Consider the following 20,565-nt stretch of genomic DNA (forward strand, 5'->3'; position numbering starts at 1 on the left):
GCGCTTTATGGCGAAGGCTCGGTCAATACATCGCTTAATCATTTTGCCGACAGCTACAGCCTCAAGGGCAATCTCGGCTTCAAGGTCAACTGGTAGCGCACTGACCGGCGCGCTCGGTACTGTTGTCGTCCTCATCACCGCCCCATGACAGGATCTGTCATGGGGCGGTGCTATTGCGGACGATCGCTAAGAATGATTGCCGTCAGATGCGGGGTGTGGACCTCTGAAACCTTGCCTGGCGTGGGGAGATCGCGTCTGCCTGCGGTTCTGCGAAAATGCCATAGAGTTCCGGGCCGCGATGACAATCTCATCGTCAAAGGATGATCTCTCGTTCACAATGCAGCCGTTGGGGGACCAGTACCTTTGCGCGACCGGTTCTCACTTCGCCATGATCCCCACCCACACCATTGCTGAAGATTACAAACATCCTATTGACGCGGGCGCGTGCCGGCAACCAGCGCAGCAGCCATTCGCGACCTTTTGGACCGGCGAATTCGCGCGCCAGAGCATCCGGGTCCTGTTTGCGGTTTCGCCAGAGATGGACATCGATCAGTCCCATTGCGCGCGGGCTCAGGGATTGGCAGCCGCCGGTCTCATGTGGCACGAGCAGGATATCGGTCCCCATCAATGCCGTGGCACGCGCGTTCTCGACGATGTTGTTATCATAGCAGATCAAAATGCCGAATCTGATTGTTTATAGCGCCACCATGGCGCTGTGAGCCTTTAGGAGGGTCTGCTCAGCCCGTGCAATCGTCCCTGCGGGCCCACGCGATCTTTCAAGCCAAGAGGCGAGCAACGCAGCGCGCTCGCAATTGGTTCGAAGCGGCGGGGGCGAGCCGTGAGAGCTCCTTTACCCAATTATCGTCGCGATAGATCGCTGACGCGCTCTGTGTGCTCCGATTGCCTCTGTCGCATTTCTCCAGTTTCGCCTGCAATGTGGCGCGCCGGAACCGCCGAGAGCCGCGTCGTTGGCTATTAAGGAGAAAGCGCCGACGCGCGTGCGCCGGTCTCTCCGCTGAAACAGACTACACCGCGTTTCCCAACACTCACAGCCGATAATCAGACTTGAGCCGCGACGTTCCCGCAGCATCCTTGTTCATTGACAAAAAGCCCCAATGCCATTTCTAGTTGACGTCGGTGCAATCGTCATTCTTGATGAAGACAAAATTACCAGCAGCCTTATCAGCGACGAAATGCATATCGTGATAGGTATATCGTGGCTTGTCGCCGCAGCTTAAAGTGATGGCAAAATGACCGTCCCTATCGGGGTTTTCTATGCGCGCATCCGTTTTGCTTAGTCCTTTATTATAATCGACACGTGCTGTACTCACCTTGCTTTCCTCAAGGCTGAGATTCAGATTTGGCAAGTAAATCACTTGCATTGTGATTTCCGTCAATCGGTCCTGGACAACCAGATAGGCCTGAGATTCATGCCATAATCCATTGCTGTTTGCCGGCATATATATAAAAATGCGATAGGGCCAGGTTTCGTCTTCAACCGGCACTCTGATTTTCTCCCAGTCAAACCCAATGCTCCGATTGAGCTCGAAACTGTCCACGTCAACGGAATGGGGCAGAGAGCGGTAGGTCGCCATACCCGCATCATATCGTTCAGCGAGACAATCCATAATATCATCCGCATCGCGGGTGCACCGATCGCGCGATGCTATGAATTGATTGACGTAGGACTTGATCGATTTGTGGTCAATAAGCGGGTCCTCCAATGCCTTTCGATGCATCTCGTTCAACAGACTGTCAGCGATCGACAAGCCCTCGTCGTGGCAAATCAGCTTCTCCGTTCTGCTTGAGGCTCGGCTACAATCAAATCCGGCAGCGTATACCGCTTTTGGAAGGACCGAAAATACGACAACGAATAAAAATAGATGGGCGCGATAATAATGAAATGTCATGCTATATTATTTTTCTCTTGCAACGTAGATTTGGTTTCTGCTCATCTCTGTTTTAAGAAACACGTAATTTCTATTCCCGACAGAAATTGGTTCATATTTTTCAATATATTGGATGGGCAATATCCTTGTTAACGTCATAGTCGGCAGATCGACTTGCCATAGGCCGTAGTCACCGAACGCATTGACAAAATAACATTGACGGAAAGAGCATCTATTTCTGGTTCCATATAAAAACCATGACATTGCATCGCGACTATTAGATCCAATGATTTGCTTGGGATTTGACGTGCCGTTCACCAGGAACATTTGATCTGGATAAATTGTATAGTCGTCACCGCCAAAAGCAGAGAATTGTTGGCTTTGGCGCAAGGGGGTGTTCGCGCTTTGCGCATGGAAAGCAAGAAATGGCAGGCCAGGATCGCCCCGATGCCCGTAACAGGACAGGTCGCCACATTGACCATGCCAGTTGATGTCATGCGCATTGCCGTCTGCCTGCGTGCTCTCCTGCGGCATGGCAATCGACGTCAATGCTTGCTGTGAGACAGACCATCGTCTGCGCAACGGCTTGCAATGCTCTAAAGCCGTGAATGCAAGGCCATCACCGTCGACCGAAAAATCGTACTGGGGGGCGTCGAGCGGCAAAGAGCAAGTCCTGCTGCTTCGATCGCTGAGAGAGACAATCTTGATGTCCCCATCCTCTGCGAGTTGAACAAGGATAGAAGTGGGCGGTAAATGGCCGGGATCGTAGTCCTCAAACAACACATAAAGATAGAACTGTTGCGGTGTATTGATCGCCGCAACAGGGCCCGTGAGCGAGAGGTTTTGACCGAAGAAGGGAGACTCCCACTTTAATATCTCAATGAGATTCAAATAGGCTTTATGGTCGAAGAAGGGCTTCACATCCCATCGCCGTTCGGCAACCGAGAATTGGGTCCCTGATCGTCTCTTCGGCTTCTCCGTGTTGTGGCTTAGTAAGCCGTCTATCCCCCTATCCCTGCCGCCGGTAATGTCCGGCAGGTTCTCGACTGCGGTGAATAAAGGATATCCTTTGAGCTCAGCAATATAGGTTTTATACTCGGCGATAATGCAGTCTTCCGTCCCGCATGCGTCTCGCAACTCCAACCATTGCCGATGCGAGGTCTCAAACTCATAGGGATTAAGCTGCGTATTTTTGGCGCGCGGATACCATTTGTTCAGTTCTCCATCCAATGCCATTAAAGGCTTGGACTGACAAATCTGCCGTTCAACCGGCTTGTGGGCATGACTGCAATCTATCCCTTGCGCATGGCCGGAGTTGAGCCCACACAGAAAAAGCAGAAGCACGATGACGCATCGATACATAAAATATACTCAATGAACTAAGAGGTCTTAAAAGGAATGGCTTGGGATTTCGCTTCGGTAACGCTGAACCAACAATTTCGCGCTGGTTATTCTGTCCCCCAAACTTGTGCAACCCCAATTTTGCTGTGGATTAAAAATCCGGAACAGGCGAAAGCAATCCAACTGCAATTGGCTATCGGATTGGGCCTGAAGATCTCCAAACGACAATTGGCGGCAGAATTGGGCCGGCACCAGTACGCAGGGTGTGCCGCTTGAATGCGCGGCAGCATCCTTGCCGGCAGCACGGCTTCTGCAAAGCTCGCCATCGCCCATGACAGGTTTTCCATAAACCGTCGCTGAGCGCGTCGGTCAGAGGCAGAGACTATCTGCGCGCTTCTTTTCCTTCAGGGCCAGTTCGGTTGCAGCGGCAGATCGGCACAGATCATCCGTCGCAGCTTGCCGCCTGCCTCTTCAAAACGAGCAACTGTGCTGCGTTGCCTTGGATCACCAGCCAAGCCCAGCCCGACCCTACTCATCGAAGGGTTTGTTGATGAGCAATTCGACATTCTGGTCTTCTGGAGCACCCAGCCTGAAGGCGCGATCCAGCGCCGGATCATTCATCGCTAGCTCCAAGCTCAATGCGGCAAGAGACGCCTGCGTCTGCGGGCCGCCACGAAGGATAGAGTCGGGGGAAGAATGGTCGATCACCACCGCAAAGATAGAAAGCGTGCCGTCAGCATTATCGACAATTTCAATCGTCCGCGATTGCTGGGGGTAATCGATATGCGCGGCGGTATTGATCTCCCAAATCCCATGTCCGTCATTGTGCGGATCAAAATGGCTCCAGATCCGGTTACAATGGGTGTGCCCGTTCACCCACAATATGACGTTGGGGTATCGTGCCAGAAGCGCCAGAAAAGCATCGGATCCCAAACGCGTCACGCCGTGTTCAGCGGGAGATAGTCCCTTGAAATTATCAAAGGTGATGGAATTATGATGAGAGAAGATTGCGACCAACTCATCTGTGTTTCCGGTGGAAACCCGTGTGCCGTCCTCTGTAAGATAACTCGAGGAGACGGAGCGCAACTGCACCTCCAGCCATTGCGCTTGATTGATATCCAGCGAGCCATCCGGTCCACCCTGCGGATTGGTGGTATCCAGCATGATCCCCGTCATCCTTTCCGCCATTCGAAAGCGATAATAGGCGTTTTGTTTGGTCAGATTGTCCTCTGAAAAGCCATGCCCGCGCGGGCCGTGGCGCCCGATACTGTCAAGATGGTGCTTGATGAACTCGGTTTTTGTGAACGGACGCCGTGTCGGGGCGGCTTTCACAATTCTGGCAGGGAGCGAAGCAATCATCTGCTCGACAATGTCGCCGTCGCCCTGAACCAATTCGCCGATGAAGTCGCTTGCGCTCATTCCTCTGGGCAAGGAAACCGGGGCTCGGTTCCCAACGCCTATTGCCGCCGTGAATGCATTGACATTGCCGCTGGAGAATACCCCAAAATCCAACTCGTCGTGGTTTCCGAACCCGGTATACCAAGGCATGTCCAGCCCCTGGGCTACCACGGGCCGGTTAATGGCGCTCAAGAAGCCCTCAACAACCGGGTAGCCATAGGCTCTTTTCCACAGGTCATCAGCTTGTGCGCCCGGGCTTGGTTCCGGATGCCAGTAGGCATCATAGGTTTGCTGCGAAACCACGGCGTTATCCTGAATACCTACATAGGGGGCATCTGCAGCCGACATGGACGTCACGCCCCCGTTGAGCGTCGTTACCACGGCCTGCAACTCATGCATGGCCCGTGTATCGGCATTGTCTCCGGTGGATATAGCAAAGTCGAAGGGCCTGCCAGAAACCGGTCCCTTCTGCACGGCGTTGACCCGCCGGACCATGGCGTCCAAGACTTGCAGTGTCAATGTGTCGTGCGGACGCCAGGCATTTGACAGCGGCGCGCCATCAATCACACCGTTGAGGCCGCCAAACTGACGCATGAAGGCGGCATGGCTCGGTGAAGCCGCATCGATGATATGCAGATCAGTGAGATGGACAAATGCTGCGATTGAGCTTCGTCGCCTATCGCGTTGCGGCTTGGCTCCAGCCAAATCCTCGCGCACGAGGATGGGCAACGGGTTGTCTGCGGTCAGTTTGCGATAGCGCTTGCCTTTCGTTAGATAGTCACCCGGAACAAGGGTCTGATCAAGCGTTGTGACGGCGGTGGCGGCATAATCCTGCGCATTGGCGCGACCGACGCCGCAGTTGCAGATCCCCATTGCAAGAGGAGAGACCGTTGAGGCCGCCAGCCCCGCCTTCAAAAAAGAACGTCTTGAAACAATCGGCTCATATTTCATATCCGCACCCCAAATATATGGTCCGAGTAAAATGCCGTATAATTGAGTAGAATATAGAGAATAATACGGAAAGAATTTATCCGCATTTAATAGTGTAGTATTTGCTATAGTATTGAATTAACACTCGGAACATTAGATAGATAGCAAATTGCCGGAGGATTCGCGTGATTGAGCTATATTTGCCCTGGTGTTGCGTTGTGTAGCGGAGGTTTTCTGACAGATATATTGTTGTCAATGCTTTGCAGATCCGGGGGAGAAACTCATTTCTGTCTTATGCAAGGGCGCGACATTTGAACTTGCAAACCTTCACCAGTGGCACCCAGATAGGCGTCGCCAGCCAGCGGAAAACCCTATCAAGACGCGGATCAATAATCGTTGTGCGCTTTGAGCGTGCAGTGCGTCTTGATGGTGTGTTGGACTTTCGTAGAGCTGTCCATTCGCCTTTGGCGGCGTCACCGACATTCCTCTGCATGTAGTCCCAACAGATCAGGCTTCCCCGACACTGAAAAAGAGGTGGCACCGTTGGCGAAATTTGTTTGATCCCAAGAGGAGGAGACAGCTGCAGCGCCGGTTTCTATAAGGGAAAGCAACAGGTCGATTTCAGTAGTCACAAACGGGTGGCTCACTGGCGGGATCGGGGCGTCGCGGGAACCAATCAGGGGGCACTCTGAACCAAGCGAGGGGTGGCTGACAGTTCAGAGTGCAACGCATGTGAAGACATGGGCGACACTATGCGTGCTCCCAATGAACCATGTGGGCCGAAATATGCCAATGCCAAGTCGGTGCGAGCAAGATAAGTCGGTGGGCACGGCTCGCAAGAGATGGGTTTCGATGAAGGGAACTCTGCTCTGTTCGATAGAATAGATGATCGATTTCTATTTTACGCACGCCTGATTTACATAAGAGATTCATTATTATGTTTCAATCTTTTAAACTTTGTAATTAATGACACCGGAAAGATCGACTTTATCTCAAAACGAAGATGCACGTTCCTGGGTTGCAACATGAATTACGGCGACTGCACGCGATTCACAGGCAATGTATTTAAGCGCGCCGATGGTTGTGCGAACCTGAATATCCTTGCGGACGCCTTGCCTGCATCAGAGTTTTGCGACCAAGCAAAGCGCCGAAGGGCGCTGATTGACGAACGCGGATGACGCTTATTTCAGGGTGCTTGAATTGGTAGTCACCCGTAATGCCCCTACGCTTGAACGCGAAGACACGTTTGAGATGACCTTTTCAACCCTGGCGAAAGACGCGTCAAACCGGGCAGCGAAAAAGGAGCGTGCTATCTGAAACCGCTCACGCGCGCAGAATTTCCTCCACAGCAGTCTGCACGGGATTAGCCCGGAGTTCGAAGGCCGCGCACTGGCATAAAAGCCCAACCACAACTGAATGTTAGAAAGGAATATTTACATCATGGAAAAGCATCTTTTTGTCGCCGCACTCACTGTGGTTTTGTCCACCACTGCAGCGGTCGCAGCTTCGCTGCCAAATGGTGCCAGCACGCTTACAGAAACCTATCAGGGCTGGTCAGTCTCCTGTCAGTCGATCAAAGATCAGACGAATCGCGTCATGAGGTGTGAGATCTCTTGATGGCTGAACGGGATGATCCGTCTGCACGATCTCTCGCAGGCACCCGTGCGCCTCCGCTCGTTTCCCACTGCTGCGAACCAATCCGTTGCTTGCCTTTCTCTGCCTTCACCCTATCCTAAAGATGCATGTCACAGGCTGAAACAATCAGAACTTCGACGGCACCTTCTGTGCCCTCTCTCTTTTCATCTCCCTCATTCCATCAGGTCCGGCCCCTTGAACCGCGCAATTGGACAAGCGTGTCCGGCCCCGAAGAACTGGCCTTCTTTCTCGATTTGGATGGAACTTTGCTTGATCTCGCGCCCACGCCCGACGGCGTCAGGGTAGAGCCGGACTTGCAGAAAAATCTGCAACGCCTCTTTGAGCGCAATCATGGCGCACTGGCGATCGTAACAGGGCGCTCCGTGGCCTTTGTGGAGGCTTTGTTTCCTGGCCACGAATTTGCGGTTGCGGGCCTGCATGGCGCAGAACTGAAACTGAATGGACAGACTGAAGCATGCATCGGTTCTGCTGTTGCTACCGACAGAGAGGATCGAAGGAGCTATCTCGCCGCACGCGCCGACGCCAAGGCTGCGGCATTGCGGCTTTCGGGCGTGATTTTCGAAGACAAGGGCCGGGCATTCGCGTTGCATTATCGCCGTGCACAGCATCATGCGGGGGCTGTCTTGGAAATCATGAAACAGGCCGTCGTGACGGCGGGAACCGCCTATAGTCTGCAGGCCGGAAAGTTCGTTTACGAGGTCAAACCGGGCGGCAGTACCAAGGCCACAGCTGTCAACTTCTTCATGCAATGCCCTGCTTTCAAAGGACGACTGGCCGTCGCTGCGGGCGATGATCTGACGGACGAAGCGATGTTTGCCGAGATCAACACGAGAGGAGGGGCAAGTATACGCATTGGTCATCTGACGAACGGAAACAAAACCTGTGCCTCAATGGTTATCGGATCCCCGGCATTATTCAGGAACTGGATCAGGAGCATTGGTTGTGAAGAGTTGGAATGAGCAATTGCATGGATTTTCGTGGACTGACTTAAGATTGCAGGAGACAATGTGGTGAGCAGGCTGGTTGTTGTTTCCAATCGCGTCCCCGACCCTGACCGCCCGCCGCAGGGCGGGCTGGCTGTAGCAGTCCAGGCTGCGTTAAACGAACGCGGTGGCATCTGGATGGGGTGGTCGGGGCGCACAAGTGGTGCAAAGGAACCCGGGCCACTGACAATCCGCGAGGAAGGCGCGATTACTTACGCTCTGTCCGATCTGTCCGATCAGGATCTTGCCGAATATTATGCAGGTCTTGCCAATAGTGTGCTCTGGCCGCTATGTCATTATCGAATTGATCTGACCGATTACGCGCGTCGCGATATGGCGGGTTATTTGAGAGTGAACCGGCTGTTTGCTGAGCGTTTGAGACCGTTGATCCGTTCCGATGATGTCATATGGATCCATGATTATCATCTTTTACCGCTGGCCGCGGAGCTTCGACAGATGGGGGTCGCCAACCGGATCGGCTTCTTCATGCACATCCCGTGGCCCTCACCGGATGTGTTTTTCACTTTGCCGGTACAGGCCGCCCTTTTGACGGCGATGACCGCTTTTGATCTTATCGGTTTTCAGACCGAGGATGATGCAGAGAATTTTGCCCTGTGTCTGCGTCGAAGCGGTGTTGCCAATCCGGTCGATGGAAACACCGGTTTGTTCGATAATCCACTGCGCCGCTTTCGCGTCGGTGCTTTTCCGATCGGCATCGATGTTAGTTCTTTTTCGGGCTCGGTACTATCTGGCAGCGTCAGTTCTACAATAAAGCGGTTTCAACGTTCCTTGGAGGGGCGGGATCTGATTGTTGGCGTGGATCGTCTTGACTATACCAAGGGAATACCGGAACGCCTGCGTGGCTTTCGTCGTTTCCTGGAGGTCAATCCCGCGTGGCACGGTCACATCACCATGCTGCAAATCACCCCCAAAAGCCGGTCTGATGTCGCCGAATATGACGCACTGCAACACGAAGTCGCCGAAATCGCCGGACATATTAACGGGGCGATGGGCCGGCTTGATTGGACGCCGGTACGTTATGTCAACCGTGCTTTTGGCCAACAATTGCTCTCTGCAGTCTATCGCATGGCCAAGGTCGGACTAGTGACCCCGCTTCGTGACGGTATGAATCTGGTTGCGAAAGAATATGTCGCAGCGCAGGATCCCGAAGATCCGGGGGTTCTGGTCCTTTCGCGCTTTGCTGGGGCAGCCCATGAACTGGGCGAGGGCGCACTCCTGGTCAATCCCTATGATGTTGAAACGATTGCCGATGCGTTGGCGCGCGCGGCTTCCATGCCGCTTGAACAGCGGCGACAGCGCTATCAAGCAATGATGAAAGCCGTGACAAGCAATGATGTATTTTACTGGTGCCGGAATTATCTCGATCAACTTTCCCGATCATAACACGTCTCGCAATAGTCGATAGGCAAAAGCCGACCGTGCAAGACGGTCGGCTTTTCGATTTCCCACAGCCAATGATCAGGCAGCGAGCGCCTCGTCAGTTGCCGTGGGGACTTCCGATATCGTCTTAAGCACCTGAGAGGCGATCTGATATGGACACCCCTGCGAATTGGGTCGACGATCTTCGAGATAGCCCTTGTAGTTGTTCTGGACGAAGGAATGTGGAACGCGGATCGATGCGCCGCGATCACCAACACCGTAGGAGAACTTGTTCCATGGCGCTGTCTCATGCTTGCCGGTCAGTCGCATGTGATTGTCGGGTCCATAAACGTCGATATGGGCCTGAAGATTTTTATCAAACTGAGCCATCAATGCTTCGAAAAAGGCTTTGCCGCCGACTTCGCGCATGAATTTTGTCGAAAAATTGCAATGCATGCCCGAACCGTTCCAGTCGGTGTCACCAAGTGGCTTGCAATGGAACTCAATATCGATACCGTATTGTTCGCAAAGGCGCAGAAGCAGATAACGGGCGATCCACATCTGGTCAGCGGCACTCCGCGAGCCTTTGCCAAAAATCTGGAATTCCCACTGGCCCTTGGCCACTTCCGCATTGATGCCTTCGTGATTGATGCCAGCTTCGAGGCAAAGATCAAGATGTTCCTCAACGATCTTTCGGGCAATCGAGCCAACGTTCTTATAGCCAACCCCTGTGTAGTAGGGACCTTGTGGTGCCGGAAAACCCTGTTCTGGAAAGCCCAGTGGCCGACCATTTTCGTAGAAGAAATATTCCTGCTCGAACCCGAACCATGCATCTTCGTCGTCAACAACAGTGGCGCGGCTGTTGGAAGGATGCGGGGTGACGCCATCCGGCATCATCACTTCGCACATGACGAGCGCGCCATTGCTGCGCGCCGGATCCGGGTAGACTGCGACAGGTTTCAACACGCAATCCGAGCTGCGGCCCTCTGCCTGCATGGTGGATGATCCATCGAAACCCCAAAAAGGAAGCTGATCAAGGGTCGGAAATGCATCATACTCCTTGACCTGGGTTTTGCCACGCAGGTTCGGTGACGGGGTGTATCCGTCCAACCAGATATATTCGAGCTTAAATTTTGTCATCGCCTAGTCTCTTTTGTTCTGCGTCTGAAACCAAATTTTCGCAGTGTCACCGGTGGGTGGTGGGCCGATAACATCGCGCATACCCTTAAACAAGCAAGTGTCGTGCCAATTTAAAATCAACGTGGTTTTTGAGCGGCGAGACACTTGGACCGCTCGATCATTGCGCCTGAGGATGGTCTTGATGACCGCGTGATGCTGATGGCTTGTGCGGGCGATGGTTCAGCGCTGTATAAAAAATAGGCATCTGGCCATAAAAAACGTCATTGCTGCAACTGTAAGCCGCGTTTGTTGGCAGAGCGCGGTTGACACTTTGGCGACCGGTGGGTCGAAAGCTGCATCGTGCGCCTCGTCGGGCCGGCCATGCGATCGCTATCGAGTTTGAAGAACGCCAGGACGCTAACTTCACGAGTAAGGACAGGCGGTGGTCCTTCGATATGAACGGTCACTTTCCCCTCTCGACGAACGGGCTTGAAGCGAGATCTCTATTGTGCCAGCATCGGCTGGAGGAGGAAGATCATGGTGTCGGCACTGTCGCACATCAAGGAGATTGAGCGCGTCGCCATGGGTGGCGCCTCAGATCGTGATCGTCCAGTGATCCAATCCTGGCTTCGTTGTCTCAACGATTATCAGCTTAACCCCGCTCAGACGCAGGAAGCCTATATCGTGCCCGATATGTTGCTGCGGGAGCATCGCGAGCAGTCCGAGGAACTCATCCGCATCGGGCGTAGCGGTTTGGAAGCGCTGTTCAGGCAAGTTGCTGATCAGAATTATGTGTTGCTGCTTTCAGATGCGCGCGGCGTTACTGTGGAATTCATGGGCGATCCGACATTCGACAACCAGTTGCGAAAGGCCGGTCTCTATCTTGGATCGGAATGGTCGGAAGATCGGGCAGGAACCTGCGCCGTCGGCGCCTGCATGGTTTCGGGGCAACCGGTCATCATCCACCAGGACGATCATTTTGATGCCTGTCATATCGGCTTGACCTGCACAGCCGCGCCCATTTTCGATACGTTCGGTGATCTGTCGGCGGTACTCGACATCTCGCAGCTGCGCTCACCAACTGCGAAAGCCAGCCAGCAATTGGCGTTGCATCTTGTCGCCTCGACAGCGCGGCGGATCGAGCTTGCAAATCTGATGACCCGAGCGGGCGAGGATTGGGTTTTGCGTCTGGCAAAGTTGCCGGACTTTCTTGATGTTGATCCCGATGCTGCACTCACCGTTAACGGCAATGGTGTGATCACAGGCGTGACACATGGTGGCTTTGGTGCCGTCGCCCGGGCAATGGGCCACACCGATCTTTCGAGCAGACAATTCATCGGTAAGCCGATATCCGACGTCTTCGATATCGAGATTGACCTGCTTCCGTCACTGATGCGCGGACGACCCAATGGCGAGCGTCTGCTTGAAGCCCGCAACGGCCTCACCTTGTTTGCAAGCGCCATTGCCCCTGTCAGCAGTTTCCGCACGCCCGCGCCCAGCTCATCCCCCCGCTTGCCTGCTGCCCTGCGTCAGTTGAGTTTTGGTGACCCGGCTATGGAAACACTACAAGCCCGCGCCGCGCGACTGGCGGACCGGCATATTCCCATTCTCATCAAGGGTGAAACCGGTAGCGGTAAGGAATTTCTGGCGCGCGCTATCCACGACAGCAGAGTCAAGCCGGGACCGTTCATCGCGGTCAATTGCGCGGCAATCCCGGAACAACTGATTGAGTCCGAACTGTTTGGATACGTGGCCGGTGCTTTCACCGGTGCGACACAAAAGGGAAAGCTCGGACTCATTGAGGCTGCCAACGGTGGCACCTTGTTTCTCGATGAGATTGGCGACATGCCGCTTGCCCTTCAAAGCCGGCTGCTGCGGGTCCTCTCGGAAAGCGAGATCCAGCCGGTGGGTGCGCTTAAGCCAAAGCCGGTCAAGTTCCGGCTTTTGTCAGCGTCCCATCACGATCTGGCGGCGCTCGCCAACCAAGGCCGTTTTCGGGAAGATTTGCTTTATCGTCTCAATGCGGCGACACTAACCCTGCCTTCACTGCGCAACCGGCAAGACTTCGATAGTCTCGTCGATCACCTTTTGCGTCGCATCGGGGATGAAGAAGGTGAAAAGATCATGATTGACCGCACAGCGAAGACAAAACTCGCCGCTTATCGCTGGCCGGGAAATCTGCGCGAATTGGACAATACTTTGCGTGTCGCAGCGGCAATCGCAACAGATGAGACAATCACCACCGACTGTCTGCCCGATCATTTTCAACCGGATATCTTTCACAGACATGATCAGCCAACCCTGCGCAGTCAGCTTGACGCCTGCGGCAACAATATCTCGGCGCTCGCTCGAAAACTCGGCGTCAATCGGTCAACAATCCATCGTCGCCTGAAACAGGCCCAAGTGTGATGCAAGCGTTGCAACACCTGTTGCATCCAAACTGTTGCATCCATTTATGCTGTGCCGTTTCTTTTGAATAAAAACCTGTAGAAACAGGAGCTTATTCGAGGTACGGCAACTGGCACACCGCTTGCTTTTTCTTCTCATGTCGTCAATGGAGGAGAAATACATGCGTGCATTGCGCTTTTATGCCGCCAAGGATCTGCGCGTTGAAGACGTGCCGGCACCTGTTGATCCTGGCCCCGACCAGGTCCTTATCGAAAACCGCTTCTGCGGTATCTGTGGAACCGATCTGCACGAATATGCCTATGGTCCGATTTTTATTCCAACCAAGCCTCATCCCTTTACCCAAGCGATAGCCCCCCAGGTCCTGGGGCATGAATTTGGTGGCGTGGTCAAAGCCGCAGGCGCCAATGTCAAGCATGTGAAGCTTGGCGACCGCGTGTCGGTACAACCGTTGATCATGCCGCGCTCAGGCGATTATTTCGCCGACCGCGGTCTTTATCATTTGAGTACCAGGCTGGCACTTGCCGGGCTGTCCTGGCATTCAGGCGGCATGGCCGAACAGGCTTTGCTCAACAGTTACAATGTCCAGCCGATACCAGATAACCTCAGTGATGAAGAGGCGGCTTTGATCGAGCCTGCGGCGGTGGCGGTTTACGCCTGCGACCGTGGCGGGGTCATGGCTGGCAACAGTGTGCTCGTGACAGGCGCTGGCCCCATCGGCATTCTGGTTGCAATGGCCGCACGCGCCGCAGGCGCATCACTGATATTCATGTCTGATCTCAATGAGACACGATTGCAGCTTGCCCGGGAAAAGCTCGGTGATGTGCGCACCATCAATCCGAAGGCGGAAGACGTCGGAGCGGTGGTCCGTGTGGAAACCGAAGACAATGTCGGCTGTGATGTGGCAATCGAATGCGTCGGCAATGAACATGCCTTGAAAAACTGTACCGATGCCGTTCGCAAGCAGGGCGTTGTCGTGCAAACCGGACTTCACCCGCACGAAAACCCGCTCAACTGGTTCGATGTCACTTTCAAGGATATCGATATCCGCGGTGCCTGGGCCTACCCCACGCATTACTGGCCCCGTGTCGCTCGACTGATTGCAAGCGGCCAGATCCCGGCAAAGAGCATCGTGACAAAGACAATCGCCCTGCAGGACGCCGTCACAGAGGGCTTTGACCGCCTGCTTGACCCTGCGGGAACCCAGCTCAAAATATTGATCGATCTGAAACGCTAACGCATGCATGACCGCGCTTGGGAGAGCGCGGCGCCAACATCCATGGGAGGAAATTGTAATGCTTGAGAAAACACCAAACGTCCGCGTGCAGGCCTTTCTCGACCGGTTCGGCGCAGCGCTTGAAGCGGGCAGGATCGACGAAGCGGTTTCAATGTTTGTTGATGATTGTTACTGGCGCGATCTGGTTGCCTTCACCTGGAATATCAAAACGATGGAGGGGCATGATCAGCTGCATGACATGCTGCAATCGCAATTGCAGTTGATAAAGCCGACACAATGGCGTGTGGCGCCGGGGGAAGCGGCAACGGATGCCGATGGTGTAACTGAATGCTGGATCTCTTTTGAAACTGAAGTCGCACGCGGCTACGGACTTATTCGACTGAAGGGTGGAAAAATATGGACGCTTCTCACCGTCATGTCGGAATTGAAGGGGCATGAGGAAAAATCCGGCCTTACCCGCCCGCTGGGGGCAAAGCACGGTCAGGACCTTGGCACGAAGACATGGAAGGAAGAGCGCGAGGAGGAGGAACGCACGCTTGGTTATCAGACACAGCCCTATGTGCTGGTGATCGGTGGAGGGCAGGGCGGCATAGCGCTGGGCGCACGCCTGCGTCAACTCGGCGTGCCAACGATCATTGTGGAGCGCAATGAGCATCCGGGGGATTCATGGCGCAAGCGCTACAAGTCGCTCTGTCTTCATGACCCGGTCTGGTACGATCATCTGCCCTATATCGACTTCCCGAAAAACTGGCCGATTTTCGCACCAAAAGACAAGATTGGCGACTGGCTGGAGTTCTACACCAAGGTGATGGAGCTCAATTACTGGACGCATTCCACGGTCAAGTCGGCAAAATGGAACCAAGACAACACGGAGTGGTCGGTAGTCATCGACCGGAATGGCGAAGAAGTCACGCTGCGCCCCAAGCAACTGGTTTTTGCGACCGGCATGTCGGGAAAGGCGAATGTTCCAAGCGTCAAAGGCCAGGACCGTTTTAAGGGCGAGCAGCAGCATTCGTCCAGCCATCCGGGACCGGACGGCTATCAGGGCAAGAAGGTCGTGGTCATCGGATCGAATAACTCAGCGCACGATATCTGTGCGGCCCTTTGCGAAGCTGGCGTCGATGTAACCATGGTGCAGCGCTCATCCACGCATATTGTCCGCTCGGAGCCATTGATGAAACATGGGCTGGGCGCACTCTATTCAGAGGAGGCTCTGCAAAATGGCATCACTACCGCCAAGGCCGACCTGATCTTCGCCTCGCTGCCCTATCATATCATGCATGAGTTCCAGAAGCCGATCTATGACAAGATCCGCGAGATCGACGCCGATTTCTATGCCGCACTCGAAAAAGCGGGTTTCCAACTCGATTTTGGTTCCGATGGATCGGGGCTGTTTCTCAAATATCTGCGGCGCGGCTCGGGCTATTATATCGATATTGGCGCGTCACAGCTCATCATCGACGGCAAGATCAAACTTGCGTCGGGCCAAATAGATGAGATCACAGAGAACAGTGTCAGGCTCGTTAACGGCAGGGAATTGCCAGCTGATCTGATTGTCTATGCGACCGGCTATGGTTCGATGAACGGTTGGGTTGAGGACATTATTGACAAGGAAACGGCAGACAAGGTCGGGAAGGTCTGGGGGCTGGGGTCGGAGACGCCCAAGGATCCGGGCCCGTGGGAAGGGGAGCAGCGCAATATGTGGAAGCCGACGCAGCAGGAAGCCCTATGGTTTCATGGTGGCAATCTGCATCAATCGCGCCATTATTCTCAATATTTGTCGCTTCAATTGAAGGCGCGGATGGAAGGGATCGCCACGCCGGTCTACGCATTGCAGTCCGTCCATCATAAAAGCTAGCGAGAATTGGCGCGCGCTTAACGCGCGCCATTTTTATTCTGCATCCTGCTGTTGCGAACTCACCAGCAATTTGTCAATGCGTCTGCCATCCAGGTCAACGATCTCGAAAGTCCATCCGTTCCGACTGAAGGTTTCACCGACCTCGGGCAGATGCTTGAGTTCCTCCAGCACAAAGCCGGCAATCGTGTTGTATTCAACGTCAGCCTCAATCGGGAAGCGCATGAACTCGGAGAACTCGTCAATCGGCATCCAGCCAGAAACAAGATAGGAGCCATCAGCGCGACGCACGATTGCCTGCTCTGCAACGTGGTCTTCCTGCATTACGCCAATAATGGCTTCCATCACGTCACCTGCAGTGACCACCCCTTCAAAATGACCGTATTCGTCATAGACAAGCACCATATGGGTCGGAGTGCCACGGATGGCCTCGACGACATCAAGGGCATCGGAAAAATCGGAGACGACTGGAACATCCTTGACGATGTCGCGGATCCGCACATCGCCGCTTGTCGAAAGCTGATGAAAGAAGTCGCGTGCCTGCAGCACACCGATAATTTCCTCGGAATTATCGCCACGAACCGGAAGCCGGGAGCGACTGCTAATTTTGAGCTGGTCACGAATAGTCTCGGTATCGTCCGAAATATCCACCATTTCCACATCAAGCCGCGGCGTCATCAACCCCCGAGCGGTTCGATCAGCAAGACGCATCACGCCGGCGATCATCCGCGACTCTTCTGTCTCAATCACGCCAGCGTGGTGTGCTTCGGCTAGCACCGATTTGATTTCTTCATCGGTGACACTGTCGCCGGATTTACCGGATTGCCCGAGCAGTTTCAGCACAAGTCGACCGGATGTGTCGAGCAACCACACCAATGGCGCCGCAAGTTTTGACAGAAGAACCATGGCGGGAGCAACGCGGCTTGCGACGGCCTCCGGCTCACGCAAGGCGATCTGCTTGGGCACCAGTTCACCAACAATCAGCGAGAGATAGGTGATGCAGACCACCACCGACCCCACGCCCAATGCGTCAGCGATGGAAGCAGACAGGCCCTGATCAACTAACCAGCCGGTCAGTCGTGCGCCCAGCGTGGCGCCTGAAAATGCGCCTGACAAAATACCGACCAGGGTAATGCCGATTTGCACGGTCGAGAGAAAACGTCCTGGTGTTTCCGCCAAGGATATAGCGATCCGGGCGCCCCGGCTCCCTTTGTCCGCCATAACGCGCAGGCGCGCCGGGCGTGAAGACACAACGGCAAGTTCCGACATGGCCAGAACACCGTTGAGAAGCGTAAGAAGCACGACAATGATGATTTCAAGATACAAATTGGGTCCCCGAACATGATAAGACAGCGCGTGTGAAACGGAAATTATCAGGTAAAGTTGCAAAAGGCGACATTGCCGAAACAATGTTAAGCGACAGGCATGGTCGAAAGACCCGATATTGAAGCGGCACCATCACTGGTATGGCCACCGCTGCCGCGCCGATCGTGCGATCGCTGACCGCGCAAACGCATCATGCAGCGCCCTTCGTCCCCGCTCCCGAAGCCCGGATTTCCGTCGTTTTTCAAGCATCCCCTCAATAAATAATTGGGATTTTCTTGGGTGGCCGAAAGGAATAGACTAAGCGCACACGGATTTCCGTCGTCGTTTTGGCCTTCCTGACGGCGCCGACCTTTCGAGCCACGGATACGGTTCAGGGATGGGGCAGTCAAAGTTGGCCGGGCGTAAGGATCGGATGGTCCGGTGGGCGTGCTCCTCCCGATGAATGGCAGCGGCCATCGTCTGGGTTCGGAAAGTGGAGGCGTCCGGGCTACGCAACGCATCCATAGTCGGCTCTATCCACGCCGGTCTCAATCCTTGTTGCATTTGTAACATCAGCGTTGGTGAGCCGGGCCGACAGGATAGCGTTTATGTGCAACCATTTCTCGCCCCGTCGATCTGGTCGATGGACGAAGATCCTTGTGGGCTGAATTCAGTTATAACGGGTTATCGATGGAACGCTTTCCTCAGTCAGAAAAACTCGAGAAGAAATTCGATGCGGCAGCCGCATTTTTCCGTGTCATTGGATATCGCAAGCGCTTGCTGGTGCTGTATTTTCTTCTTGAGGAAGAAAAGTCGGTCGGCGAAATCGCACGCGCCATGAGAACGGGACATTCTGCCATTTCGCAGCATTTGGCAGCTTTGCGGCGGCTCAACCTTCTGGAACGTCGCAGGGTCCAGCAGACCGTATATTATAGGGTTGCCTCCGCACATGTTTACTGGATTGTCGAATTCTGCTGCACAAATGATCTGCTACCCCAGCCGGCCATGGCAGCAACGTTGCTTTCTGAGGCGCCCTATGAGTGAAGGACGGCCTGGGATTTCCTAGGCTGGGAAAAGCATCGCCGATAACCAGATGCCCGCGCCTTGTTTCAAAGCCCTGCCGCAAACTTCGCGCTGCGGTAGGTCGATCCTTCGGCAATACGCTGTTTGCTTTCGCACCATCAAAGCGCCACCATGAGCAAGACCATGTCTTTTAGATAAAGGCGTGGGCGGCGACCGATTCAGAAAACAAGCGGGCAGGACTGCGCCGGACGACAAGCCGTGACGATCGGATGGAGGGAGGCGCATGGCGAATACTGTCACTTGCAATCGCCTCAATGCGTTTGGTGCAAGAAATGAGCGTTCTTCACCAAATAGCCATTCTGCCTGCTTTTGAAGCGCTTTGATCAACTTGTTTGGAACGCCGCAGTCTGGCGGGACTTCCTTACCGCACCGGGCGCTCCGTATATGGAGCGGATGGGAATGAGGAGATTATCGTGGCTTGGCGAATGCCAGACCTGGTTTTTCAAAGAGTGTCAAACGGAACCCCGTCAGTTCAGATGCGTTGTAAGACATAACAACTGAGGTTCTCAGCAGGCGCCCCGATGAGTCCTGCTTGACGCCAGACCAGGTTGTGAACTCAGGCCGATCAACCAGGATGCCGCCGCTGTGGCGTTGAATGACGAGGACAGATGATATGATAGAGAACGGCTATAAGCTGCGAAAGGATGAAGACGGTACCTGGTCGGTCATTGAGGCCTATAAAAACGAACCAGCCGAATTTGAAGGAAAACTGCAGACCGGGTTAACTGAGGCGAAAGCCCATGAATGTCTCGTGCAACTGACCCGCAAATTTATGGAGCGCCAGCACGAGGGCGGTAGCGGCCGGCTGCCCTAGGGGCCGCATTCCTGACCTCTCTACCCGCGCCAGCTGCTTATGCCAAAACAGCGTTCGGTGCTGATAGCGCATCGATGCGGCGTTGTTTTCTGACCGTCATTTGCAGAAAGCCGACACCGTGCGACAGGGTGCCATTCATTCTTTCTGCAACAAATTCCGCTGTCAACCGCTGCCTGAGCAGTTCTATGCCCTGGTCGGTAAGGCAGCTCGTTTCGTAATGTCCCATAAAAAACCGAACAAGGCTTTGTGGGTCCGGTTCGAGAGAAATTTCAAATTCTTCAAAGACCGCTGTGCCGTGAAATGCGGGATGAGCCTCAAACAGACTTTTCAGCCCCGAGCTTGAGCGTGCGCGTCTGTCGCCCAAGGTTTCAAACGATAAAAGGCGGTAATCGCGCGCAACATGCTCGAAACAGCGTTGATAGATCGCCCGACAGCCTCCCTTTGAAGCAATTGGAATGACACAAGAGAAATGACCGTCTTCTTTCAAAACCCGTGCTATTTCCGAAACCACCTTCTCAATGTTCTCCATCAGCATGAATGCCATATGGCAGAGAATGTAGTCGAAGCTTTTAGCAGCGAGGTTGAGTTGTTGGGCACGGCCACAGAAAAACCGTATACGGGATGATTGTGCCGTCCTCTCTGCCAGGCGTATTTCATGTGGAGAGAAATCCACACCAATTATCTCTGTAAGCTTTGGCCTGGACGCCTCAAGCCGTTGGCACAGAATGCCATCACCACATGCAAGATCGAGAACTTTTCCCTCGCTCATCCTCGGGATGATTTTCAGCAAGTGATCATAGCTGGTCGGCGAAGGCTGCGACGCTCCCGTCAAATTTGCGAAACATTCTGACGTCACGCCTGGGAATCGCTTATGTGCGTGAAGCAGAAAGGCTTCACTTTTCAGATGGCTAGCCACAATTGCTGATCCCTTATAGAAGGAAAACGCGTCGCATTTCAGGGGCTATTAAGCAGAACTGCTGCAATTTTGAAACCAGTGATAAAACGCGGGCAATAAATGATGGTAAGATGCGGTTGGCCTTGCGGCGCATATTTGAACATGATCGAACCGGACAATCCCGTATCCACCAAAGATCCTCTGGCTTTTCGCCAAAGATGATCAAACACGCATCGCTCAGTTTTCAGGCCGCTGGGGCGACGGACAGCCCTTC

The 20,565-nt window shown here is 54.1% G+C and carries 17 protein-coding genes; 8 read left to right on the forward strand and 9 right to left on the reverse strand.

The genetic code is table 11. The annotated features are described in order from the left end of the window. Nucleotides 1-313: 313 nt before the first annotated feature. From QBD00_RS22865 to QBD00_RS22890, 6 genes are all read right to left on the reverse strand, one after another. Nucleotides 314-676 carry a hypothetical protein gene (locus QBD00_RS22865; protein ID WP_318580611.1) on the reverse strand — a complete coding sequence of 121 codons (363 nt, stop codon included), beginning with the start codon at nt 674-676 and terminating at the stop codon, nt 314-316. Nucleotides 677-1,124: 448 nt separating this feature from the next. Further along, nucleotides 1,125-1,910: a hypothetical protein gene (locus QBD00_RS22870; RefSeq protein WP_318580612.1), complete on the reverse strand. Its 786-nt coding sequence runs from the start codon at nt 1,908-1,910 to the stop codon at nt 1,125-1,127. 6 nt (nt 1,911-1,916) lie between these two features. Continuing rightward, complete coding sequence (locus QBD00_RS22875; RefSeq protein ID WP_318580613.1) at nt 1,917-3,251, reverse strand: hypothetical protein; 1,335 nt, start codon at nt 3,249-3,251, stop codon at nt 1,917-1,919. Between the two features lie 27 nt (nt 3,252-3,278). Further along, nucleotides 3,279-3,563 (reverse strand): hypothetical protein, encoded by a 285-nt coding sequence (locus QBD00_RS22880; protein ID WP_191794001.1) that lies wholly within the window; start codon nt 3,561-3,563, stop codon nt 3,279-3,281. Nucleotides 3,564-3,758: 195 nt separating this feature from the next. Further along, a complete protein-coding gene (locus QBD00_RS22885) occupies nt 3,759-5,579 on the reverse strand; it encodes a TIGR03767 family metallophosphoesterase (protein ID WP_318580614.1) in 1,821 nt (606 codons plus the stop codon). A gap of 271 nt (nt 5,580-5,850) precedes the next feature. Beyond that, entirely contained in the window at nt 5,851-6,051 is a 201-nt protein-coding gene (locus QBD00_RS22890; RefSeq protein WP_318580615.1) for a hypothetical protein, read from the reverse strand. A gap of 947 nt (nt 6,052-6,998) precedes the next feature. Here QBD00_RS22890 and QBD00_RS22895 point away from each other — a divergent pair. The 3 genes from QBD00_RS22895 to otsA all read left to right on the forward strand — a co-directional run bounded on the left by QBD00_RS22895 (nt 6,999) and on the right by otsA (nt 9,601). Then, nucleotides 6,999-7,175 (forward strand): hypothetical protein, encoded by a 177-nt coding sequence (locus QBD00_RS22895; protein ID WP_318580616.1) that lies wholly within the window; start codon nt 6,999-7,001, stop codon nt 7,173-7,175. Between the two features lie 236 nt (nt 7,176-7,411). Next, nucleotides 7,412-8,173, forward strand: a complete 762-nt coding sequence (gene otsB, locus QBD00_RS22900) for a trehalose-phosphatase (RefSeq protein WP_191793999.1) — start codon at nt 7,412-7,414, stop codon at nt 8,171-8,173. Nucleotides 8,174-8,224: 51 nt separating this feature from the next. Then, nucleotides 8,225-9,601 (forward strand): alpha,alpha-trehalose-phosphate synthase (UDP-forming), encoded by a 1,377-nt coding sequence (gene otsA, locus QBD00_RS22905; RefSeq protein WP_318580617.1) that lies wholly within the window; start codon nt 8,225-8,227, stop codon nt 9,599-9,601. A 75-nt stretch (nt 9,602-9,676) separates the two neighbouring features. Here otsA and QBD00_RS22910 read toward each other — a convergent pair whose 3' ends face one another. Beyond that, nucleotides 9,677-10,717 carry a glutamine synthetase beta-grasp domain-containing protein gene (locus tag QBD00_RS22910; RefSeq protein WP_151095904.1) on the reverse strand — a complete coding sequence of 347 codons (1,041 nt, stop codon included), beginning with the start codon at nt 10,715-10,717 and terminating at the stop codon, nt 9,677-9,679. Nucleotides 10,718-11,233: 516 nt separating this feature from the next. Here QBD00_RS22910 and QBD00_RS22915 point away from each other — a divergent pair. From QBD00_RS22915 to QBD00_RS22925, 3 genes are all read left to right on the forward strand, one after another. Next, complete coding sequence (locus QBD00_RS22915; RefSeq protein WP_318580618.1) at nt 11,234-13,105, forward strand: sigma-54-dependent Fis family transcriptional regulator; 1,872 nt, start codon at nt 11,234-11,236, stop codon at nt 13,103-13,105. A 160-nt stretch (nt 13,106-13,265) separates the two neighbouring features. Then, nucleotides 13,266-14,339, forward strand: a complete 1,074-nt coding sequence (locus QBD00_RS22920; RefSeq protein ID WP_318580619.1) for a 2,3-butanediol dehydrogenase — start codon at nt 13,266-13,268, stop codon at nt 14,337-14,339. Between the two features lie 58 nt (nt 14,340-14,397). Beyond that, nucleotides 14,398-16,197, forward strand: a complete 1,800-nt coding sequence (locus QBD00_RS22925) for an NAD(P)/FAD-dependent oxidoreductase (protein ID WP_191793996.1) — start codon at nt 14,398-14,400, stop codon at nt 16,195-16,197. A gap of 33 nt (nt 16,198-16,230) precedes the next feature. Here QBD00_RS22925 and QBD00_RS22930 read toward each other — a convergent pair whose 3' ends face one another. Then, entirely contained in the window at nt 16,231-17,520 is a 1,290-nt protein-coding gene (locus tag QBD00_RS22930; protein WP_318580620.1) for a hemolysin family protein, read from the reverse strand. Nucleotides 17,521-18,189: 669 nt separating this feature from the next. Here QBD00_RS22930 and QBD00_RS22935 point away from each other — a divergent pair. Both QBD00_RS22935 and QBD00_RS22940 read left to right on the forward strand, forming a co-directional pair. Further along, nucleotides 18,190-18,543: a metalloregulator ArsR/SmtB family transcription factor gene (locus tag QBD00_RS22935; RefSeq protein ID WP_151095919.1), complete on the forward strand. Its 354-nt coding sequence runs from the start codon at nt 18,190-18,192 to the stop codon at nt 18,541-18,543. Between the two features lie 652 nt (nt 18,544-19,195). Further along, nucleotides 19,196-19,396, forward strand: coding sequence for a hypothetical protein (locus QBD00_RS22940; protein WP_191793995.1), 201 nt, complete (start codon nt 19,196-19,198; stop codon nt 19,394-19,396). Nucleotides 19,397-19,433: 37 nt separating this feature from the next. On the opposite strand, the gene QBD00_RS22945 is transcribed toward QBD00_RS22940, so the two are convergent. Next, nucleotides 19,434-20,186 carry a class I SAM-dependent methyltransferase gene (locus tag QBD00_RS22945; RefSeq protein WP_151095925.1) on the reverse strand — a complete coding sequence of 251 codons (753 nt, stop codon included), beginning with the start codon at nt 20,184-20,186 and terminating at the stop codon, nt 19,434-19,436. Nucleotides 20,187-20,565 lie beyond the last annotated feature (379 nt).

Origin of the sequence: Ochrobactrum sp. AN78, assembly GCF_029909885.1 — a bacterium.
Taxonomy (GTDB): Bacteria; Pseudomonadota; Alphaproteobacteria; order Rhizobiales; family Rhizobiaceae; genus Brucella; species Brucella quorumnocens.

Excerpts from the sequence above, each read along its gene's own strand:
- QBD00_RS22870 (WP_318580612.1), bottom strand. The coding sequence starts at position 1,910 with ATGACATTTCATTATTATCGCGCCCATCTATTTTTATTCGTTGTCGTA.
- QBD00_RS22875 (WP_318580613.1), bottom strand. The coding sequence starts at position 3,251 with ATGTATCGATGCGTCATCGTGCTTCTGCTTTTTCTGTGTGGGCTCAAC.
- QBD00_RS22880 (WP_191794001.1), bottom strand. The coding sequence starts at position 3,563 with ATGGGCGATGGCGAGCTTTGCAGAAGCCGTGCTGCCGGCAAGGATGCT.
- QBD00_RS22885 (WP_318580614.1), bottom strand. The coding sequence starts at position 5,579 with ATGAAATATGAGCCGATTGTTTCAAGACGTTCTTTTTTGAAGGCGGGG.
- QBD00_RS22890 (WP_318580615.1), bottom strand. The coding sequence starts at position 6,051 with ATGCAGAGGAATGTCGGTGACGCCGCCAAAGGCGAATGGACAGCTCTA.
- QBD00_RS22895 (WP_318580616.1), top strand. The coding sequence starts at position 6,999 with ATGGAAAAGCATCTTTTTGTCGCCGCACTCACTGTGGTTTTGTCCACC.
- QBD00_RS22910 (WP_151095904.1), bottom strand. The coding sequence starts at position 10,717 with ATGACAAAATTTAAGCTCGAATATATCTGGTTGGACGGATACACCCCG.
- QBD00_RS22915 (WP_318580618.1), top strand. The coding sequence starts at position 11,234 with ATGGTGTCGGCACTGTCGCACATCAAGGAGATTGAGCGCGTCGCCATG.
- QBD00_RS22920 (WP_318580619.1), top strand. The coding sequence starts at position 13,266 with ATGCGTGCATTGCGCTTTTATGCCGCCAAGGATCTGCGCGTTGAAGAC.
- QBD00_RS22925 (WP_191793996.1), top strand. The coding sequence starts at position 14,398 with ATGCTTGAGAAAACACCAAACGTCCGCGTGCAGGCCTTTCTCGACCGG.
- QBD00_RS22935 (WP_151095919.1), top strand. The coding sequence starts at position 18,190 with ATGGAACGCTTTCCTCAGTCAGAAAAACTCGAGAAGAAATTCGATGCG.
- QBD00_RS22940 (WP_191793995.1), top strand. The coding sequence starts at position 19,196 with ATGATAGAGAACGGCTATAAGCTGCGAAAGGATGAAGACGGTACCTGG.